This window comes from Haloferax litoreum (genome assembly GCF_009674605.1).
Classification (GTDB): domain Archaea; phylum Halobacteriota; class Halobacteria; order Halobacteriales; family Haloferacaceae; genus Haloferax; species Haloferax litoreum.
In genome coordinates this window covers 1,976,765-1,995,821 of the sequence record NZ_WKJO01000001.1, presented here as the reverse complement: position 1 = coordinate 1,995,821, position 19,057 = coordinate 1,976,765, and the positions used below count along the sequence as shown (strand labels likewise).

Annotated in this window: 20 protein-coding genes; 14 read left to right on the top strand and 6 right to left on the bottom strand. The window is 61.7% G+C overall.

Going from position 1 to position 19,057, the window contains the following annotated elements:
- Positions 1 to 78: 78 nt before the first annotated feature.
- The 3 genes from GJR96_RS10250 (at position 79) to GJR96_RS10240 (ending at position 2,313) form a co-directional block, all read left to right on the top strand.
- Complete coding sequence (locus GJR96_RS10250) at positions 79 to 696, top strand: hypothetical protein (protein ID WP_151162846.1); 618 nt, start codon at positions 79 to 81, stop codon at positions 694 to 696.
- Between the two features lie 122 nt (positions 697 to 818).
- A complete protein-coding gene (locus GJR96_RS10245) occupies positions 819 to 1,478 on the top strand; it encodes an HAD family hydrolase (protein ID WP_151162845.1) in 660 nt (219 codons plus the stop codon).
- Between the two features lie 43 nt (positions 1,479 to 1,521).
- The gene (locus tag GJR96_RS10240; RefSeq protein WP_151162844.1) at positions 1,522 to 2,313 is read left to right on the top strand and encodes an alpha/beta fold hydrolase; all 792 of its coding nucleotides are present in this window, start codon (positions 1,522 to 1,524) and stop codon (positions 2,311 to 2,313) included.
- Between the two features lies 1 nt (position 2,314).
- Here GJR96_RS10240 and GJR96_RS10235 read toward each other — a convergent pair whose 3' ends face one another.
- Complete coding sequence (locus GJR96_RS10235) at positions 2,315 to 3,712, bottom strand: FAD-binding oxidoreductase (protein WP_151162843.1); 1,398 nt, start codon at positions 3,710 to 3,712, stop codon at positions 2,315 to 2,317.
- 141 nt (positions 3,713 to 3,853) lie between these two features.
- Between GJR96_RS10235 and GJR96_RS10230 the strand changes: the two genes are divergently transcribed.
- From GJR96_RS10230 to GJR96_RS10205, 6 genes are all read left to right on the top strand, one after another.
- Positions 3,854 to 4,762, top strand: a complete 909-nt coding sequence (locus GJR96_RS10230; protein WP_151162842.1) for a helix-turn-helix transcriptional regulator — start codon at positions 3,854 to 3,856, stop codon at positions 4,760 to 4,762.
- A gap of 74 nt (positions 4,763 to 4,836) precedes the next feature.
- Positions 4,837 to 5,559, top strand: a complete 723-nt coding sequence (locus GJR96_RS10225) for an MBL fold metallo-hydrolase (protein ID WP_151162841.1) — start codon at positions 4,837 to 4,839, stop codon at positions 5,557 to 5,559.
- Positions 5,560 to 5,705: 146 nt separating this feature from the next.
- On the top strand, positions 5,706 to 6,695 hold the full coding sequence (locus tag GJR96_RS10220) for a VOC family protein (protein WP_151162840.1): 990 nt from the start codon (positions 5,706 to 5,708) through the stop codon (positions 6,693 to 6,695).
- Positions 6,696 to 6,798: 103 nt separating this feature from the next.
- Complete coding sequence (locus GJR96_RS10215; RefSeq protein WP_154326212.1) at positions 6,799 to 6,942, top strand: hypothetical protein; 144 nt, start codon at positions 6,799 to 6,801, stop codon at positions 6,940 to 6,942.
- Between the two features lie 100 nt (positions 6,943 to 7,042).
- The gene (locus GJR96_RS10210) at positions 7,043 to 7,783 is read left to right on the top strand and encodes a CPBP family intramembrane glutamic endopeptidase (RefSeq protein ID WP_151162839.1); all 741 of its coding nucleotides are present in this window, start codon (positions 7,043 to 7,045) and stop codon (positions 7,781 to 7,783) included.
- A gap of 122 nt (positions 7,784 to 7,905) precedes the next feature.
- Complete coding sequence (locus GJR96_RS10205) at positions 7,906 to 8,745, top strand: CPBP family intramembrane glutamic endopeptidase (RefSeq protein ID WP_191965842.1); 840 nt, start codon at positions 7,906 to 7,908, stop codon at positions 8,743 to 8,745.
- Between the two features lie 14 nt (positions 8,746 to 8,759).
- On the opposite strand, the gene GJR96_RS10200 is transcribed toward GJR96_RS10205, so the two are convergent.
- A complete protein-coding gene (locus GJR96_RS10200) occupies positions 8,760 to 9,245 on the bottom strand; it encodes a DUF4260 domain-containing protein (RefSeq protein WP_151162838.1) in 486 nt (161 codons plus the stop codon).
- A gap of 158 nt (positions 9,246 to 9,403) precedes the next feature.
- Here GJR96_RS10200 and GJR96_RS10195 point away from each other — a divergent pair, with 158 nt between their 5' ends.
- From GJR96_RS10195 to GJR96_RS10185, 3 genes are read left to right on the top strand one after another with little or no spacing between them, the layout of a single operon-like run.
- Positions 9,404 to 9,985, top strand: a complete 582-nt coding sequence (locus GJR96_RS10195; protein ID WP_151162837.1) for an NADPH-dependent FMN reductase — start codon at positions 9,404 to 9,406, stop codon at positions 9,983 to 9,985.
- Positions 9,982 to 10,803, top strand: coding sequence for an arylamine N-acetyltransferase family protein (locus GJR96_RS10190; protein WP_151162836.1), 822 nt, complete (start codon positions 9,982 to 9,984; stop codon positions 10,801 to 10,803). The genes GJR96_RS10195 and GJR96_RS10190 overlap by 4 nt, the downstream gene beginning before the upstream one ends.
- Positions 10,803 to 11,309 (top strand): SAM-dependent methyltransferase, encoded by a 507-nt coding sequence (locus GJR96_RS10185; protein ID WP_151162835.1) that lies wholly within the window; start codon positions 10,803 to 10,805, stop codon positions 11,307 to 11,309. Before GJR96_RS10190 ends, GJR96_RS10185 begins: the two co-directional genes overlap by 1 nt.
- A gap of 59 nt (positions 11,310 to 11,368) precedes the next feature.
- Here GJR96_RS10185 and GJR96_RS10180 read toward each other — a convergent pair whose 3' ends face one another.
- The gene (locus GJR96_RS10180) at positions 11,369 to 12,277 is read right to left on the bottom strand and encodes an ArsR/SmtB family transcription factor (RefSeq protein WP_151162834.1); all 909 of its coding nucleotides are present in this window, start codon (positions 12,275 to 12,277) and stop codon (positions 11,369 to 11,371) included.
- A 65-nt stretch (positions 12,278 to 12,342) separates the two neighbouring features.
- Positions 12,343 to 13,500: a methionine adenosyltransferase gene (locus tag GJR96_RS10175; protein WP_151162833.1), complete on the bottom strand. Its 1,158-nt coding sequence runs from the start codon at positions 13,498 to 13,500 to the stop codon at positions 12,343 to 12,345.
- 145 nt (positions 13,501 to 13,645) lie between these two features.
- Here GJR96_RS10175 and GJR96_RS10170 point away from each other — a divergent pair, with 145 nt between their 5' ends.
- Positions 13,646 to 14,263: a class I SAM-dependent methyltransferase gene (locus tag GJR96_RS10170; protein ID WP_151162832.1), complete on the top strand. Its 618-nt coding sequence runs from the start codon at positions 13,646 to 13,648 to the stop codon at positions 14,261 to 14,263.
- A gap of 187 nt (positions 14,264 to 14,450) precedes the next feature.
- Entirely contained in the window at positions 14,451 to 15,446 is a 996-nt protein-coding gene (locus GJR96_RS10165; RefSeq protein ID WP_151162831.1) for a sensor histidine kinase, read from the top strand.
- Positions 15,447 to 15,484: 38 nt separating this feature from the next.
- On the opposite strand, the gene GJR96_RS10160 is transcribed toward GJR96_RS10165, so the two are convergent.
- Both GJR96_RS10160 and GJR96_RS10155 read right to left on the bottom strand, forming a co-directional pair.
- The gene (locus GJR96_RS10160) at positions 15,485 to 17,170 is read right to left on the bottom strand and encodes a potassium channel family protein (RefSeq protein WP_151162830.1); all 1,686 of its coding nucleotides are present in this window, start codon (positions 17,168 to 17,170) and stop codon (positions 15,485 to 15,487) included.
- Positions 17,171 to 17,464: 294 nt separating this feature from the next.
- Positions 17,465 to 18,694 (bottom strand): ABC transporter substrate-binding protein, encoded by a 1,230-nt coding sequence (locus tag GJR96_RS10155; protein ID WP_151162829.1) that lies wholly within the window; start codon positions 18,692 to 18,694, stop codon positions 17,465 to 17,467.
- Positions 18,695 to 19,057: the final 363 nt, after the last annotated feature.

The following is a 19,057-nucleotide window of genomic DNA, read 5'->3' as shown; positions in this document are numbered from 1 at the left end:
CGAACAATCACAGTAAACTGAGGATTTTTCGACCGACTATATTTTATACTGCGGTACCTGACCCGTCGATTGTACAGTATGGTCCAAGACGACAGTTTCGAAGACCCCATCGCGTCGGCGTTGATAGACGGGTCCCCCTACGAACAACTTCGCGTCCGGCGGCGAAGTCTGTTTAAGCAGTCGATATCACAAAAGCTCGCGTGGCAGAGCCTGATTCTCGCTGGGCTCACACTCGTCTTCCCGCTGGCGATGACGTTACCTCCCTCGACGCGTGCGCTCTTTCCCGGTGGCGACCCACTCGGTTCGTCCCCGAAGATATTGGTCCTCGGGGCGTACGCGGGTACCATCGTGACGATTGCCGCACTCAGCCTCGTGTACGTCGGTTTCCGCCGACTCCAGCGAGAACAGTCGTTGAGCGAGCGAGAAGCCAGTCACTTGCTGAACGTCGAAGAAGTCGCGTCGTTGATTAGCCTCATCACCGGTGTCTTGGCCGTCGTCGCCGTCGACGGGTTCTTCCTCCTCGGTCTCGCCGGTGAGGACGCAATCGCGGCGTTCCTCGCTGCTGGCGGTGAAAACCCATTCGGTGGTGCCGTCATTCCCGTGACCGTGCCGATGGTCGCTATTCCGGCGGGTCTTCTGGCAGCGGTGTTGTTCGCCCTGAGCAGGGTGTTCCACCGACGACTCCCGTCGCAATAACCACCGATTAACGAAACGCTCTCTGCTGTAATATTCCTCGTCGGACACTATCGTCGGGCATTGGCACGCGTGCTTCGACGCCGACTGAAATGTCAATCAACGTGGCAACGAACGTGGTTCGTGTGACCGAGTACGACGCGATTGTGTTCGACAGCGACGGAGTTCTCGTCGAACCCCCCGCATACGAAACCCAACTCGCTGCCACGCGGGATGCCTTCCGCGACGTGGGCATCGAGACACCCAGTCAGCAACACCTCGACGATATCGTCGGCGGCGTGACCGCCGACCGACTCTACGATATCTGTCGCACGTACGATATCGACGCCGAGTCGTTCTGGGATGCACGCGAACGGCGCGACGAACAGTCGCAGTTCGAGGCTTTCAAACGCGGCGCACGGGACCGATACGACGACGTGGCGGCGATAGCGGAACTGCCGGGCAGACGCGGCGTCGTGAGCAATAACCACCACAGCACCATCGAGTTCAAGTTGGATTTCTTCGAGCTAGAACCGCTGTTCGACACGTTTTACGGCCGTGAGATGACTATCGAGAGTCTGTCGCTGAAGAAGCCAAACACCCACTATCTCGACAACGCGGAAGCAGACCTCGATGCGACCTCAGCACTCTACGTCGGCGACAGCGAGAGCGACGTGGTCGCAGCGCACAATGCCGGGGTGGACTCAGTGTTCATTCGGCGACCACACTGTCGTGAAACCGACCTCACGGCGACGCCAACGCACGAAATCGACTCGCTCTCCGACCTGACACGCCTTCTCGCCTGAGTCGAGTCGTACTTTTACACCACCGCCGCGTCTGTGTGCGGGCATGACCGTGCCAGACGACTGGACCACGGGAACCGTTTGCTCGGAGGGCGTCTCGTTGCAGTACTACCGAACTGGTGACGGGCCACCATTGGTCTTGGCACACGGATTCTCCGACAATGGCCGGTGTTGGAGACCGCTGGTCGAAGACTTAGCCGCCGACTACGACGTGGTCGCCTACGACGCCCGCGCTCACGGCCGTTCAGACGCTCCCGAATCCGGGTACACAATCGAAGCGAGAGTCGAAGACCTCGTGGCCGTCGTGACCGAACTCGGTCTCGAAGACCCGATTCTCGTCGGGCATTCGATGGGTGGGGACACCGTCGCGTGGACTGCTGCACTGCACCCCGAACTTCCACGAGCGCTCGTCCTCGAAGACCCAGCAGGCATGCTGGAACGTTCGGATTCGACTCCCGCGGAGCGCGCGCATTCGGTCCGAGAGACAGTGCGAAAGTGGTCGGAACGAGGTGTCGACGAACTCGAAGCAGCGTACGCCGAAACGCGTCCTGACCTCGCACGAACCCTCGCTGTTGCACGAACCGAGTGCCGCCCGGAGATAGCAGAGATTTCACGGGCCGGATTCCCGGCGACGAAGGACGCTTTCGGCGATATCACGGCTCCGACGCTCATCTTGAAGGCCGACGCCGACCCGGAAACGAGGGCGGGCCATCTCGCCGCCGCCGACGAGTTGGCAAACGGCCGCCTCGTCCACGTTCCCGACGCCGGTCACTGCGTGTTCCGCGACCAGTACGATGCAGCATACGCGGAGGTGCTGGCATTCCTCCATCGCGTGTGAGTCACGTCGTCGGTGTGATGTTCTGGTTCACCCGGAACAGGTTCGTCGGGTCGTACTCGGTTTTCACCGCGACGAGGCGTTCGTACGCCGCGCCGAACGCCGACTCTATCATCTCGTCTCCTTCCTCGAAGAATCCCGGGAAGTTGAGGTAGACGGACCCGTCTGAGAACTCCCGCATGTCGTCGAGACAATCACGGACCCACGCGACGTTTTCGTCGTCGGCATCGGCGTCCACCCAGTTCCCCTCCACGCCGAGGAGGAACGGGGCCTGCCGCCCGGCGAACGCGCTCTCTGCCAGACCCACGTCGGCTACCGCGCCACCGAGGTGCCACACGTCGACTGTCGAAAGCGGCGATGGTGCCGTGTCGACCCAGTGTTCGATGCGTTCGAGTGCCCGGTCAGAGAGTCCATCCAGATAGAGTGACTTCCAGTAGTACCGCATCCCGTCGGGGTAGTCTTCGTCGAGCAGTTGCTGGAACGCCGCGTACGGCATCACGTCGCTGAAGTCGGCGATGGGGTCACCGAACTCACGAAGCGGTGCCAGTGCCTCCAGTCCTTCTTCGACGGGACCGGCGTAACAGCCCATTATCCCGAGTTTCGGAACGTCGACTGCGTCCGGGAAGAGGTCTTCGTCGGGGAGAACGCCGGCGAACGTCAGGGTGCTGACTTCGTCGGGCGCCGACCGAACGTACTCGCGGTACGCGCTGAGATAGTCGGTAAGTCGGTCGGCCGGGTAGAACACCAGACAGGTCGCAACGTCTGGCCCGACGTGGTGGAGGTTGAACTCGAACCCGGTGACGACGCCGAAGTTGCCGCCGCCACCACGGAGGGCCCAGAAGAGGTCTGGGTGTTCGTCTTCGCTGGCGGTGATGAATTCGCCCTCCGCGGTCACGAGGTCCACGGACTGGAGACTGTCACAACTGAGGCCGTACTTCCGACGGAGATGGCCGATTCCACCTCCAAGCGTGAGGCCTGCGACGCCGGTGTCCGAGACGACACCGCCGGGTGCGGCGAGACCGAACAACTGCGTCTCGTGGTCGACGTCGACCCACCGAGCGCCGCCCGAGACCCACGCGGTTCGCTCCTCTGGGTCGACACGCACACTGGTCATCTCCGAGAGGTCGATGACGATACCGCCGTCGCAGACTGCCGTTCCAGCGACGTTGTGGCCCCCACCGCGGATTGCCACGAGGTGGTCGTTCTCGCGGGCGAACGTCACCGACCGGACCACGTCGGCGACGCCGGTGCACCGAACGATGAGAGCAGGGCGCTTGTCTATCATTCCGTTCCAGACCGCCCGGGTGTCGTCGTAGTCGGCATCGGCAGGTCGAACGACGGTCCCGAGAACGTCTGCTGCAAATTCCCGTATCTGCTGGTCGGTGACGAGGTCGGTCGACATGTACTGCGATAGGGTCGCACGGTCGTTAGCCTCACCGACCAGTGTCCGTCTCACTCCGTGGCAGGTCTCTCACGCCGCGGAACCCGTTTCACGTCGTGGGTAGAGTTACTATTCGACCCCACCAACTAGCTAGTGATTATCATGCACGCTCTCGGCCCCCACCGTCCCGACGACGAGGACCCACCTCCGGGGTCGCAGATTCTCGATGCGATACTCGACGACGCTCGAAACCGTCGCCACTTAGGTCGTCAATTAGCGACGGCAGGCGACCGCATCGAGACGGACGAACTCGTCGACATCGTCCGTCACGGACCGGTTCTGGAAGCGCTCTTAGCGGACCCGCTCGACAGGCGAACGCTCGAAGACAAACTCGGTGTCTCGAAGGCGACGAGTCACCGGTTCGTGCAGTGGCTCGACGAACACGGACTCGCCAGACGAGTCGACCACCGCGTCGAGTTGACCGGCCGCGGCGAGGCAATCGCCGAAGAAGTGCTTCGGTTCGAGGCGAACGTGCGAACCGCCCAGCGACTGACGCCGCTCCTCGAAGTCATCTGCGACGACCACGAGGAATTTGTCGTCGAACCCTTCGTCGACGCGACGGTCACGGTGGCGGACCCGGAAGACCCCTACCGTCCCGTCGAGCGGTTCGTTACACTCGCCCGCGAGACGGAGACGTTCCGTGGCTTCAACACGACTCACATGGCTCCCTTGGCCCTCGGTGAGTTCCACGAACACCTGTTCAGCGCGACAGAGACCGAGATTATCTACCTCCCAGCAATCGTGGAGAAACTCTTCGAGACGTACCCTGAACGCGCTCGTGAGGCAATCGAGAGCGGGCATCTGACCCTCCGAACGCGCGACGAACTCCCCTACGGCCTCGCTATCTTCGACGAGCGTGTCGGTATCGGCGGGTACGACAGGTCGACGGGCCTCATGCAGGTCTTCGTCGATACGGACGCACCAATCGCCCGCCAGTGGGCCGAGCGCGTCTACGCGTCGGTTCGAGCGGACTCCGAGTCGCTCGACGAGACGCGAGCGCAGACTGAGTGAGTCAGTTCGAGTCTGTCTCTCGTTCCACGAGAACGTGACACCGATGTAATGCCTTCTGCGGACCATCATCAACCATGAACACTATTCGCGGACAGCACGTCGCCGAGGGAGTCACCCGATTCGGGACGAAGCGTATCAACTGGTACGTGGTCGAAGAAGACGGTGCGCTCACCATCATCGACGCCGGCCTCCCCGGCCACTGGGACCTGTTAATTGAGGGTATCGACGCACTCGGATACACCCTCGCAGACATCGAGGCGGTCCTCGTCACACACGGTGACCTCGACCACATCGGGTTCGCCGAATGGCTCCGGAAAGCCAGTGGGGCGTCGGTGTGGATTCACCCGGCGGATGTCAAGCGCGCGAACACGATGTCCCGGTCACTCCCGCCGGTGGATTTCCTGAAGAACCTGTGGCGGCCCCCCACGATGGCGTACTTCGTCGAAGTTGTCCGCTCGGGCGTCGGGTCGGTCCCACCGCTCACGGAGTTCGAGGTGTTCGAAAACGGTGACCAACTCGACGTTCCCGGTCACCCGACGGTCATCCACGTCCCCGGTCACACCGCCGGGTCGTCCGCATTTTACCTCCCAGACCGAGGTGTCCTCTTCTGCGGGGATGCGCTGATGACGCTCAACGTGCGTACCGGAGAACAAACGAACCCCACAGTGTTGCCACCGATACACTACGATGCAGAGAAGGCGTGGGCGTCGATACGGAAGTTCGAATCGTGCGGCGAGGTGGTGTTACTCTCGGGCCACGGCGAACCGTGGTCCGGTGATATGGCGGGTATCGTCTGAGTCAGGAAGGTGATACGCGTTCGAGGAATGACGCACCCCGGCAGAACACCTCCCTCCCCAAACCACTGCGGCAGTGACCATCGCCACCACCCGGTTACACTCACGTCGCCAGAAACTCAAGTCCTTCCGGCCCGTATCACGTGACAATGGCAACACCCACTCCGACACCGGGCATTCACCACGTGACGTGTATCGCTGGCGACCCACAGGAGAATCTTGACTTCTGGGTCGAAACACTCGGCCTGCGACTCGCCAAACGCTCGATCAACCAAGACGACCCCAGCACCTACCACTTCTTCTTCACGGACGCTGAGGGAACCCCGGGAACGAGTATGACCTTCTTCCCGTGGGAGAACCTCTCGCGCGGGAAGGTCGGGACAGGACAGGTGTCACGGACCGCGTTCCGCGTCCCCGAGGGAAGCCTCGACTTCTGGGAAGACAGGTTCGACGAGTACGGCGTCGACTACGACGACCGAATCGAACGCTTCGGTGAGACGGTCCTCCCCTTCCGCGACCCGGACGGCCTGCCGGTCGAACTCGTCGAAGTCGTCATCCCCGACGACGACCCGACTGTCCCGTGGACGGAGTTCGTCCCCGAGGAAGTCGCGATTCGCGGGTTCCACTCGGTGACGCTCTGGGTGGCCGACCCCAACCCGACGATGGACTTACTGGAGACGATGGGGTTCGAAGAAGTCGGAACCGAACAGGCACAGGGTGATATGGCAGGCGACGAGCGAACCCGATTCGCCGCGTCCGGCCACGTCGGGAAGTACGTCGACGTGCTCCCGACCATCGAGAGTAGCCGACAGGGCCACGGAACGGTCCACCACGTCGCTTTCCAGACACCGACCGACGAGGACCAAGAATCCATGCGAAACGCAGTCCAATCGGCTGGACTCCGACCGACGCCACAAATCGACCGCCACTGGTTCCGCTCGGTCTACTTCCGCGAGTTCGGCGGTGTCCTGTTCGAACTCGCCACCAACGGCCCGGGGTACGCGAGCGACGAACCACTCGACGACCTCGGTGGGCGACTCGTCCTCCCCGGGAAGTTCGAGGCTCGACGCGAGCAGATAGAAGCCGGATTGACGGACGTGACGATACCGCGGGCAGAATCTGTGGAAGCAGACGACTGAGTGCCTGATTCGCCCGGGTTGGAGACGATGTCGGCCGCCGGTATTTCGATGAGGAGGGCGCTCGTTCGAGCGATAGTACGACCAGATAGAGGTTGTCCCGTTCGTGTTGCTGGGCGAACTGTTCGTCCTCAATAGTCTCCGCTCGGCCGTCGCGACGGTCCTCTTCCGCCGACACCGAGTGATGGCCACCATCGGCGTTCACTTCTGGACGAATATCGTCTGGCACATCGTCTACGGGGCGTTGTAGACCCTCGCCCGAGTGGGGACGAGAGCGTCGTCGCTCTGAACGATTCTCGCTGTATCGGAATGGGAAGACTATCTAACTACCCGCGAGACGCAGTGTTCGTATGGAACGAGTCGAATCACCGTCGTCGGGGTCGCTTTCGACGGCAACGTTCACTCGTACACAGCAAATTCGTGGGCTCGTCTTGCTCGGCGTCTTCGTCGTTCTCCGGGCGGTACTGGCGCGCGTCTGGGACCGATACTTCGGCGGTGTCTACAGCACCGACCCCGTCTTCCTCGCATTCCTCGGGAGCATTTTCGTCGTCCTCTCGGTCGGTGTCGTCTATCTCGGATTCACGCGGTGGGTCGGCGTCGACCTGCGTGCGTGGTGGTTCGACCGACAGCAACTTCGTGGTGACATCCTCTGGGGTATCGCCGGCACCGTCGCCATCCTCGTCGTCACCGTCGTCGGCGTGCTCGGATTGACGCTCGCCTTCCCCGAGTTGGCACCAAACGGCGGCGCTGGGGCGTCAGCGACGTCGCCTGCCACGGATAGTGGCGCTCAAGCAGGCGGGTTCGGCGTGAATCTCCTCCTCGGCTGGTTCTTCGGATTCGCTATCGCGGCGTTTCAAGAAGAGACGCTCTTCCGTGGGTTCCTCCAGCAACTCCTCGACGAACGGTATGGCCGTCTCACCGCTATCGTCGGTCAGGCAGCAGTCTTCTCACTCGCGCACATTGGATACTACCCACTGTCGTCGTGGCCACTCCTCGTCGTCGTGTTTCTCGTCGGCCTCGTGACCGGATGGCTCACCGACCGGCGCGGGACGCTCCTCGCTGCTGGCATCGCCCACGGATTCGTTGGCTGAGCCGAGCGACGACGGTGGGGAACGCGGGGAGACGCATCCACGCGGTGATAGTTCCCGTCACTCGGGAAACTCCTCAAACGTAACGTCACGACGGCGCGTCTCTCGAACAGAGGACGTTGACGATGACGACGTACAGACGGTTGCAGAACGTAGCAGTACAGTTGCGGCCCTGGGGATTCCCCCTCATCTATCTCGGGTGGGCATTCGTGTTCTGGGCACCGATACTGGTCTCAGAGACGTCTGTCTGGTCGTTCCCAAACGTACTCTTCTTTCTCGTCGGTGGTGCGAGTCCCCTCCTCGCCGGCGTCACGCTGGCACTTCTCACAGGCGGCACTGAGCGACTCCGTGGAATGTGGCGACGCCTCACCGACGTTCAGCGTATCAGCCCGAAGTGGCTGGTCACGATTCTGCTCTTCTGGCCGGCGTTCAATCTCCTCGTGGCGGGTGCCGCACTCGCACTCGGCGTGTCGGACCGACCGCTGGACATCGTCTGGGGCGTCCTGACGGACCCCGAAACGCTCGCGTTCATGCTGGTCCTGTCGTTCGTCTTCCCGCTCGTCGAAGAAATCGGTCTCCGTGGGTACTACCTCGACGCCTTACAAGAGCGGTTCAGTCCGACAGTCGCTGGGCTCATCAACGGCGGAACGTGGGCCGTCTGGCACGCACCGTTCGTCTACTTCCCCGGCTATTACGCGAACACGACGTTCAACCCGGAACTCTGGTGGTGGCTCCCGTCTATCGTCCTCCAGACGCTCCTCATCGTCTGGGTGTACAACAACACGCAACGGAGCGTCCTCGCAGTCCTCCTCTTCCACGGACTGATGAACCTGACCGGGGAGTTCCTCGGACTCGCACCGGAGATGTTCCCGTTCCTCCTCGTGGGAACCGCACTCGCAGCGATGGCCGTGGTGGTGAGTTGGCGGCGGTCCCAGCCGACGGTCAGCAGTCTTCCGGCGAGGTGACGCGACGAGCACCGTCAGTGGAGAGTGGTCTCGATATCGGGGGAGCTGACACCGTCGTCCACGTTGCGGAGCCGTGAGAGATGGGTGTCGCTGAATTCAGTGGGGTACTTCAACCCGTATCCGACGACGCGGTCCATCCCGATGTGCGCTGCCCAGAGGAGCGCGACCCAGACGAGGAACGGAGCAGCGTGCCAGAGTCCAACCGCTGCGAGCACTACCGGCGCGACGAGGGTGTGGAACGCGTTGTAGGTTGCGCTGCCGATTCGTGCGCCGGCGAGGTACCCGACCATCGATACGTCCGGTGCGAGCGCCAGAACCACGAACAACCAGAGTGGGCCGCCGAGCGCGTAGTACGCCCCCACCGACGCGGCGAAGACTGCGAGACCTTCGGCCCGAAGGAGCATTCGTGGACCACTAACTGGAGTGACCTGCCTGTCGTCGTCGGACTGGCCAGTATCGGATTCGTCACCACACTCTCGGTTCGTCTCTCCTGTACTCATGGACCGCTCGATGCACAGGACGGTGATAAGCGATTGCAGAAAGACGTTTCAGTCGGTGATAGCGTACGACACGACCCACGTTGCTAATAATAACAATTCTCCAACATAAATGCGTTTCCGCAAATAGTTATCTTTCATCTGCGGGCACCTCAGAACCGATGCCTTCCAAACACCCCCACGTCGTTGCCCTCTCCGGGAGCCTCAGAGACGGCAGCCACACACGTACCGCCCTTCAGCACGCCGTAGATGCTGCCGAGCGAATCGGTGCGACGACAGACCTCATCGACCACTCGGCGCTCGACGTTCGGGTATTCGACCCTGACGCCAACGAAAGTGAGGACGTTGAGGCCCTGCGTACCCGAGTGGCCCATGCCGACGCACTCTTGCTCGGGACGCCGGTCTACCACGGGTCGTACTCCTCGGTCTTGAAAACCGCTCTCGACTACTGCGGACGCTCCGAGTTCGAGGGAAAGACGGTCGGGTTGCTCGCCGTCGCTGGAGGTCGATTCCCGGTGACGACGCTCGCACACCTCCGAACGGTCTGTCGGTCACTCGGTGCGTGGGTCCTCCCACACGAAGTCGCCATCCCGAACGTCGAAGACGCGTTCGATGGTGACGGCGAGTTCACGAGTGACTCACTCGCCGAGCGTGTCGATACCCTCGGCGTCGACGCGGTTCGATACGCTTCCATCGACGACCAGCCTTCCCGAGAGCGTCTCGTGGCCTCTCTTACCGAATGACCGACATCGAATTCCCACCCCAGCCGCGCTCATCTGACGAGGTTCCGCTCGAAACGGAGATTTACCTCGCTCGTCTCTCTGCGTCCGTGGACGACTCCCAGTCTCTCGATGTCGAGACACTCGCGGCGCTTCAGGCGAACCACCTCCTGTCTGTTCCGTTCGAAAACGTCGATGTCGTACGTGGTACCCCCATCGAACTCGACCTCCAATCGACGTACGAGAAAGTCGTCGACCGTGGCCGGGGCGGGTTCTGCTACGAACTCAACTCGCTGTTCGGATGGCTTCTCGCCACACTCGGTTTCGAGACTCGTCTCGTCGAAGGCCGCGTCCGAGACGACGGTGGGAGCGTCGGCCCTCCGTTCGACCACATGGCACTCCTCGTGGCACTCGACCAACCGTACCTCGTCGACGTGGGATTCGGACAGTTCACACGTCGTCCGCTTCCGCTCACGTCCGAACCAGTCACTGACGTGAGCGGGACGTACCGAGTACTGCCACCCGACACTGCTGACCACCCGTATGCCGCACAGCGACTACGTGACGACGAGTGGGTGACTGCGTACGAATTCACCACCGCGTCGCGGTCGGTACACGACTTCGAAGAGATGTGTACGTATCAGCAGACGTCATCCGACTCGAACTTCACCGGCGGGTTGCTCGCGACGGTTGCGACGCCGACGGGACGACTGACGCTCTCAGACGAGACGCTCACAGTCACCGAACACGGCCAGAAGCGAACCACCGACGTGGAGTCGCCCGCCCATCGTGACGCCCTCTTGAAGTCACAGTTCTGGTTCCGCAGTCCGGAGGACAACTAATGGTGAATAGACCGCAGACTATCGAACTCTCGCCCATCGGCATCGTTCGTTCCCCTCGAACCGAGGTGGCGGACGACCACTGGGGGGCAGTCATCTCGACGATAGAACTCGACAGTCGTTGGCTACCAGCGGCATCACTGCGTGGACTCGATTCGTTCTCACACGCAGAGGTCATCTTCCACGTAGACCGGGTCGACCCCAACAGCGTCGAGACGGCGGCACGCCATCCGCGCAATCGGTCCGACTGGCCATCGGTTGGAATCTTCGCCCAGCGTGCGAAACGCCGCCCCAACAGACTCGCCCTCTCGCGGTGCGAAATCGTCGCCGTCGATGGCCACACGGTCACCGTTCGCGGGTTGGACGCAATCGACGGGTCGCCAGTTCTCGATATCAAACCATACATGCGCGAGTTCGGCCCGCGTGGACCGGTCGCACAACCCGACTGGTCGGTCGAACTCATGGAACGATACTACGACTCGATGGGCGCACCGGAAGACGCGTACTGACTCTCCCACCCACGATACCGAAAGACGTGGTGCGTTGCGGATGCAAAAGGGTGTGACTGCTACGTCGCAGATTCCGTCGTGACCGAGACGTCGACCGTCTCTAACTCGTCGTCCAGCGAGACGCGAATGACATCTCCCGCCAGCGCGTACTCGAACGTTAGTTGTAACGGGTCGTCCGAGGAGACCGACGTGAACTCGTCTGTGACGCAGAACTCGATTTCCCAACAGGGTTTGTCGAACAAGTTCACTCCGTGTTCGAAGAAGAACGCGACGACTGCGGGGTGTGAGAGGAACAGTTCGCCGACGGTCGTACTGATGATTCGCTGGTCACACTGCACACAGAAGTGGTGGATGTAGACGTTGCCTGTCGGCGAATCCGAGACGCGGTCTCGCGTCGCTGTCATAGTCCCCGAACAGTACGGACAGACGCCGTGTGACACGAGTGTGATGTCGGAGCGCACGTGCTGGTCCGCCGCTCGCAAGACTTCGTCCGGCGTTCGGTCGACGAGTGCGCCCGGTGGGAGCGTCACGAGGTAGTAGAGGTCGGCACACTCGTGACACTCGATTGCCAGTCTGGAATCGTCGTATCTTGCGACCAAATTCGCGCCGCACATGACACAGGTGCTGTCGACAGGTGTCGGTGGGAGCGTTTGCTCGCCGGCGTAGAACCCGGCTTTGATAGCCCGGTAGATGAGTCGCCCCGCGTATCGAAGCTCGTACCCGGATTCGGACCGGGCGACGATGTGTTCGGTGAGCGTCTTGAGGTGGTAGTTGAACCGTCCGCTATCGTCGATATCGACTCGCTTGTACAGGTCCGAAAACGAGACCGGGCCATCGAGTTCTTGTTCCGCCTCGGCGAGCGCGAACAGAATCGCGAGTCGCGTGTCGTTCGCGAGTGCCGAGAACACCTCCATGGAGTCGCCTCGGACTCGTGCCTCTGCTTCGATATCGCGTTTCCGCCGACTCATGCGAGAGCATCGCGTAGCGACGATATGAATTCGCACCCTCTCACGGCTGGGTTGGGGTGCCGACCTCAAAAGACGGGCAGACGCCCGTCGAGGAGGGCAGACCGCAGGTCGTCCAAGTCACCGAACTCGTCTACGATGGCGTCTCGGACTGCTTCGTGTTCGTCGACCGTACTGACCACGTCGACGGCCCACGGTTCTGCCACGGGGTCACCGATACGAGAGAGGAGTTCGACACCGCTGTAGGTGGCACCCAGTTCGTCGTGAAGTCGCCGCGCGATTCGGAGCGAGAGGAGGTTGTACAGTTTCCCGACGTGTGTGAGCGGATTCTTTCCGGCAGTCGCTTCGAGGCTCATCTGACGGTGTGGTGTGATGAGACCGTTCGCGCGATTGCCGCGCCCCACACTCCCGTCGTCACCCGCCTCGGCCGAGAGGCCGGTCGTCGTGAGATAGACCTGCCCTTCGGCGAAGTTGTCCGCGTTGTTCACGGTGACCGACACTGGGTAGTCGATGGTCGATTCGGCGTGCTGTTCGATGAGTGATTCGATTTGGGCCAGTACGTCGCGGTACTCGTTCAGGTTATCGACGGCCGAATCGAGTACAGCGGCCGCAACCGTCAGCGAGAGCCTGTCACCTCGACGGAGTGCCATCAGCTTAACGTCTTTTCCGACGGCAGAGAGTTCACGGTGAAGTCGGGGTTCGAGGGTTCGGACGAACTGTTCTGTCTGCGTGCCGGGTGCATGACCGACGCCGATGCTCGTGTCGTTCGCCAGTGGTTCTTCACCGCGGTCGAACAGCGACCCAAGGTCGCCCGACGTTTGCCCGATTCGCGTCTCGACGACGACGTGTTCGGGGTCCAGTTCCGGGACCGTCTCGAGGAGGTAGTCCCGCGCAGCAGCAGTTGCGAGGTCGTCTATCGGCAGCGACTCGCCATCCACACTCGTCGTTGCGCGTCCGCCGACGAGGACGTATATCGGGTCGACGACTGTCCCCCCGCCGAACACCGGTCGTGACCGACCGGCCCCAAGATGGACTTTGTCGGTGTTGTGGTGGTGGATGCGACCGAATTCGTCGCGGTAGAACCGAGAGAGACGGCGGGAAACAGCCTCTGCAACGCCATCGCAGAGCGAGTCGGGGTGTCCAATCCCCTTCCGCTCGACGAACTCGAGGGGGTGGCGACTCACCGGGTCGCCGTCAGCATGCGTCACCGAAATCCGGTCGTCCATACTGTGGTATCAACCGGTAGGGAGAAAGTCACTCGGGGAACGAACCCGCACGGGTCGACTCGTGTGTACGGCGGGAGTGAGTAACGGATACGTGATTGCCCGCTGAAGGGGAGGGTATGATTCTGTCGGTGGGTGGAGCGAGTCCATGAGCGCACCAACGTCACCCCGAGACCGACCGCTCTCCCACGTGTACGACGCGGCGTACACCGGGGTCCCGAACTGGGATATCGGCCGCCCACAGCGCGTGTTCGTCAGTCTCCTCGAAGCAGGCCTCGTCGAGAGCCCGGTTCTCGACGTTGGGTGTGGGACTGGCGAACTGTCACTGTTCCTCGCTCGCCACGGGTACGACGTACTCGGGATTGACATCTCGGCGCTCGCGGTGCAACAGGCGAACGCGAAAGCCAACTGGCGTCGAGTACCTGCACATTTTCTCGTCTGGGACGCACTGGACGTTTCACGACTTGCCGACGCGGGTCTCACGTTCCGAACGGTGGTCGATTCAGCGATGTTCCACCTCCTCGGAGACAGAGAGCGTGACCGTTTCATCACCGAACTGGGCACTGTCGTCCCACGCGGTGGACTGTACTGCGTCCTCGGCGACGCCCGATACGACGAGCGCTCGATATACGGACTCTCACCCGGAGAACTGCGAAGACGATTCACTGCGGCAGGTGACTGGGAGGTGGTCTTCGCGTATCGAACCGTCTTCGAACGTCGCTGGAGTACGGGGCCAGCGTATTTCGTCGGCGTCCAGCGGACGTGACTCCCGGATGCGTCACGAGCAGAACGAGACTCCACCCTGCGACTGTGGTGTGTCCACTCGCCGGAACCACTAACTGACACACCGTCGATTACATCGGTATCGACTCGTACGAGGCCGAGTCGGTGCCGGCACCGACTCACCTCTCGAGACACGCAAACACGTGCCGCCCACCGTTCGGTTCGCAGCAATGTCCGACTACCACGAAATATTCGAAAAGATGCCCGACGGCGTACTGCTCCACGAGCCAGGCGGCGGGGCAATCGTCGAGACGAACGAGCAGTTCTGTTCGATGCTCGGGTACAGTCGTGAAGAGCTTCTCGAACTGGACTTCGACGCGATACACCTCGACGAACCGCCGTACACCGCTGAACGGGCCGAAGAGCTGGTGCGACAGGCAGCGAGAGAAGAACCGCTGCACTTCGAGTGGGTGACGAAGACGAAGTCCGGCGCACCACTCCCCGTCGAGGTCCACCTTCGGGAGACCACTATCGACGGCGACGTACGGGTTCTCGCAGTCGTTCGGGACATCACCGAACGACAGAGACGCCAACAGGAGCTCACACTCCAGAACCATCGCCTCGAAAAGTTCGCGAGTATCGTGAGCCACGACCTCAGGAACCCACTGTCCGTCGCACAGGGGCGACTGGAACTGGCACGCGAAGAGTGCGACAGCGAACATCTCGACGCCGTCTCGAGAGCACACGAGCGGATGGAGTCACTCATTCGCGACCTGCTGGTACTCGCCCGCGAAGGCTCGGAAGCGATGACCGTCGACTCGGTCGAACTTTCGACCCATGCGAAACTGTCGTGGGCGAACGTACAAAGCGGAGACGCGGCGCTCGTCGTCGACGACGACCAGCGGTCGATACGTGCTGACCCCGGCCGACTCGAACAACTCTTCGAGAACCTCTTTCGCAACAGTGTCGAACACGGTGGCGACGTCTCGGTCACCGTCGGTCTCGTCGAGGACGGTTTCTACGTCGAAGACGACGGCCCGGGGATTCCTCAGCACATCGTCCAAGAGGTGTTCGAGGCAGGATACTCGTCCGTGGAAGATGGAACCGGAATCGGGCTCAGTATCGTGATGGAAATCGTGACCGCTCACGGGTGGGAAATTCGAGTGACTGAGAGCGAACGCGGAGGAGCGCGGTTCGAGGTGACGGGCGTCGAATTCGTCTCGTGAGGGGTGGAGCGACAGCCACAGTTGCTCGGTGAGTACGGCTACGAGGGCAGTTCAGTCGGGGAGACGTCGAACCGCCTGATGAAGTTCTGCACCGTCTCGTCGGACCCGACGATAGTTATCCGTTCGCTGCCGGTGAATCGCCACTGCGGGTCGACTGCGCTCGTCTGGCCCTCGCCGTCTTCGATGGCGATGACGCGACACCCAGTCTGCTCGTAGATACCCGAATCAGCCAGTGTCGACCCGGCGAACGGTGTGGCCAGCACGCGAACGAGGCGAATCTGACTCGCTGGTGCGAGTACGTCCTCGCCGCGAAGTTCTTTGGCGACCATCCGTGCGCTCACTCGCGGAACCGACAGGACGTAGTCGGCACCGGCACTGAACGCCTTCTGCGTCGTGTCCGCGTCGCTCACGCGGACGAGCACCTCGATATCCGGGTTGAGCGACTGTGCCAGAACGGACGTGAGGAGCGCTGTCGAATCGTCGGGCACACCGACGATGATAGCACCGGCGTTCTCGACACCCGCTTCGAGCAAGACTTCTCTCGACCCACCGTCCCCGACGATATCGACTCCAGCCCTGTCTTCGAGGTCGATAGTCACGACTTCTGCACCCGACTCTTCGATGACTCGCCTTGCGGACTGGCCGACTTCGCCCAAGCCGACGAGAACGAATCGCTCGTGTTCGGTGAACGAACGGGGTGGGCGGATGAACTCACTCAATTCTTTGAGCGCCTCTTCCTCGCCCGACACCAGAAGCACGGTGTTCGGGGCGACGATGGCGTCCGGGCTGGGTGGTAACTGTAACTCGCCGTCGAACCAGGCACCGACGATGGTCGCTCCCGTTCGCTCCCTGACGTTGGTATCTCGGATTCTCCGGCCGACGAGTTCGCTCGAATCGGACACTGGGAGTTCCATCAATCTCGTGTCCCCGCCGATTTCGATGGTGTCCCTGAGTTCGGAACTGAACGAGGCGACGGCCTTCTCCGCGAGGCGGTGCCCCAAGACACCGTGAGGCGACAGTACGGTGTCCGCGCCGACCTTGTGCAGTATCTCTTGCATGTCGCTGTCGTCGGTCAGCGCGATGACGTCGACATCTGACCGGAGCGACCGGACGGTGAGTATCGTGTTGACGTTCGCATCACCGGCGTCCGTGATGACGGCCCTCGCAGTGTCGATGCTCGCTCGCTCGAACGTCTCAGCGTCCTGCGGAGAGCCGTGGATTGCTGCGTACCCACGGTTCGAGAGTGCCTCGGCGTCCTCCCGTGAAGACGAGATGAGTACGTACTCGATACCGAATTCTCTGAGTTCGTCCAGAAGGACTGCCGAGTCGCGACGATACTCGCAGATGATGACGTGCCCGCTTTTGGGGCTGAGTCGGTCGTCGAGGTTGACCTCGGCACCGGTGAACAGGGGGATGATGATGAGACGGAGCGTAAAGAACCCAATTGCGATGCCCGAAATCTGGGTCGTGACGACGAACAGGAACATGAGCGGATGGCTCCAGATGTCCGAGTCCTGACCGTACCCAGTGGTCGTCATCGTCTGGATGACGAACTCGAACGACGCGAAGAGAGACTGGTCGACACCCTCTAGTCGTGCTAACGCGAAATTGTACACGAGCGTGTACAGGAGTACGAGCAGCACGAGGCCGATAACGTAGTAGATGATGTGTCGGGCTCGACGGCTTGGCTTCAGCCTGCGAATCGACTCTGGGAGCGAAACCATGTCGGTCCCTGAACTATTCGCTCGAAACGAATAAAAAGCGTACGCGTCCCTCGGGTCGCCCCGGGTCCCGCCGGACGACCCGACTCAGCGCGGAGATGGTTCCAACGGCCTCGAACACTCGTGCGAACTCGGAAGCCGCGATTTCGCCGACTGGTCTGAGCACGAACACCCCGTGTCGTCTCGTCACTAGTCCGTCTGCCTCGAGTGCTCGCACCAGACGATGAATCGTTGGCGCGACACATCCACCCGTTCTTCGAGGCCCCGTCTACCGAGTTCGATGGGGTCTCTTCGTTCTCAGATGTCTCCGTCGATGATGTCTGCGACGCGCTGGCGGTCGAACAACTGTTCTTCTTCGGGTGGTGCCTCCATCCCGGTGGGACTCCCGAACGTCTCCGGGTAGAGCGCCTTCGAGAGGAGTTCAGTGTTGAACAGGTTGATTACCGGCCCCTGTTCGAACTCGTGGAACGGATAGACTCGCCCCTCGTCGATTGCCCGTACCTCCCCCGCGACTGGGTCCTGACGCAGTGGCTCGAGGATGTCGTTCTCGAAGCTCTTTTCGGGGTCACGGAGAACGTTCATGCCCGCGTGGTAGACGATGACTTCCGGGTCGACGTCGAGCAACAACTCGAAGTCACCCTTGATGAAGTTACTATCGTCTGGATACTGCCCCGCGAACGCGTCGTGTTCCGGCACACCCAGGTCGCGGAGTGGTTTCGTCTGGTAGCCCGGAACCGTCGGGTCACGGGCGTAGACCGTCTTGCCGTCCCCCCAGTAGTTGGTGTTCAGGTACGCGACCGAGGGGCGTTCCTCGGACGGCGGCAACTCCGCGGTCAGGTTACCGACCAAGTCGTCGTGAATAGCGCGGAACGCCTGTCCACGAGCCTTCGTCTGGAACACCTCGGCGTATCTGTCCAGTCCCTCGTAGAGTCCGTAGTACGGATGCCCGTCGGTGTAATCGGGGCGACGCATCCAACTCCCGTGGAAGGGAGCGACGTTCTCCTCTAGTTCGGCGAGGTCGGTCTCGTCGAACTCGAAGTACTCCATCGCGGGGTGGTGCCCGACGAGGTGGAGGTCGACGTCGAGTTCGTAGAACAGTTCCTTGTCCGGGGTGCCATCTTCACTCAGCGCGGTGACGTCGTCGAGTTCGACCGAGATTCCGGGAAGTTGGTCGAAGTACCCCGTCGGGAACGTCGAGGGGAAGGCGGCCGCGACCAGTCCGTCCAACTGTCCCAGTGAGAGTACCATGTCGACCGGGCCCTGATGATAGACGAGGAAGTCCTCGGGCACCGTGTCGAGGGTGTGACAGCCGTTTGGTTCCATACAGACCTCGTACGACGTGTCCGTCTCCGTCGGCGACCCCGTTCCAGATTCCGACGTCGTCTCCGTCGAGGTATCGGTCTCTGCTGTCCCGGAGTCACTCTGGCCAGTGCAACCGGCGAGTAGTCCACCACCGACGACAGCGCTACCGTACTTGAGATACGCCCTCCGCGTCGTCGACTTCGAGTTGGCTGTGTCTTCGTTCACGTGGTTTAGGCTTGCCTAAATAATTAAACCACTTTCGATGTTTAGGCTGACCTAAAACGAAGTGTTGCCTCAACTGTCATTTGGGGCATCTGGTACCTCTTCGGAGCAAACAGTGTCTGTCCAGTCTCTCGGTGAAAGTAGCCCACAGTGGGCTACTCACTGACTGTCGCCCAGAACACTAACGGCCGGTATCATCCCGAGGCGGCGTGCCGCGTCAACCGGGAAACCCTCGTGCCAGGCGGTCCGTCTTTCGGGCGCGGACGTTCCGAAGTACGCCGGCGTGCGCCGGCCAGGATAGCAGCGTTTGCAACTGGTTGCACAGCCGACCGCTCGTAATCGTGCGGTCGAGTGTGAACTGACTTG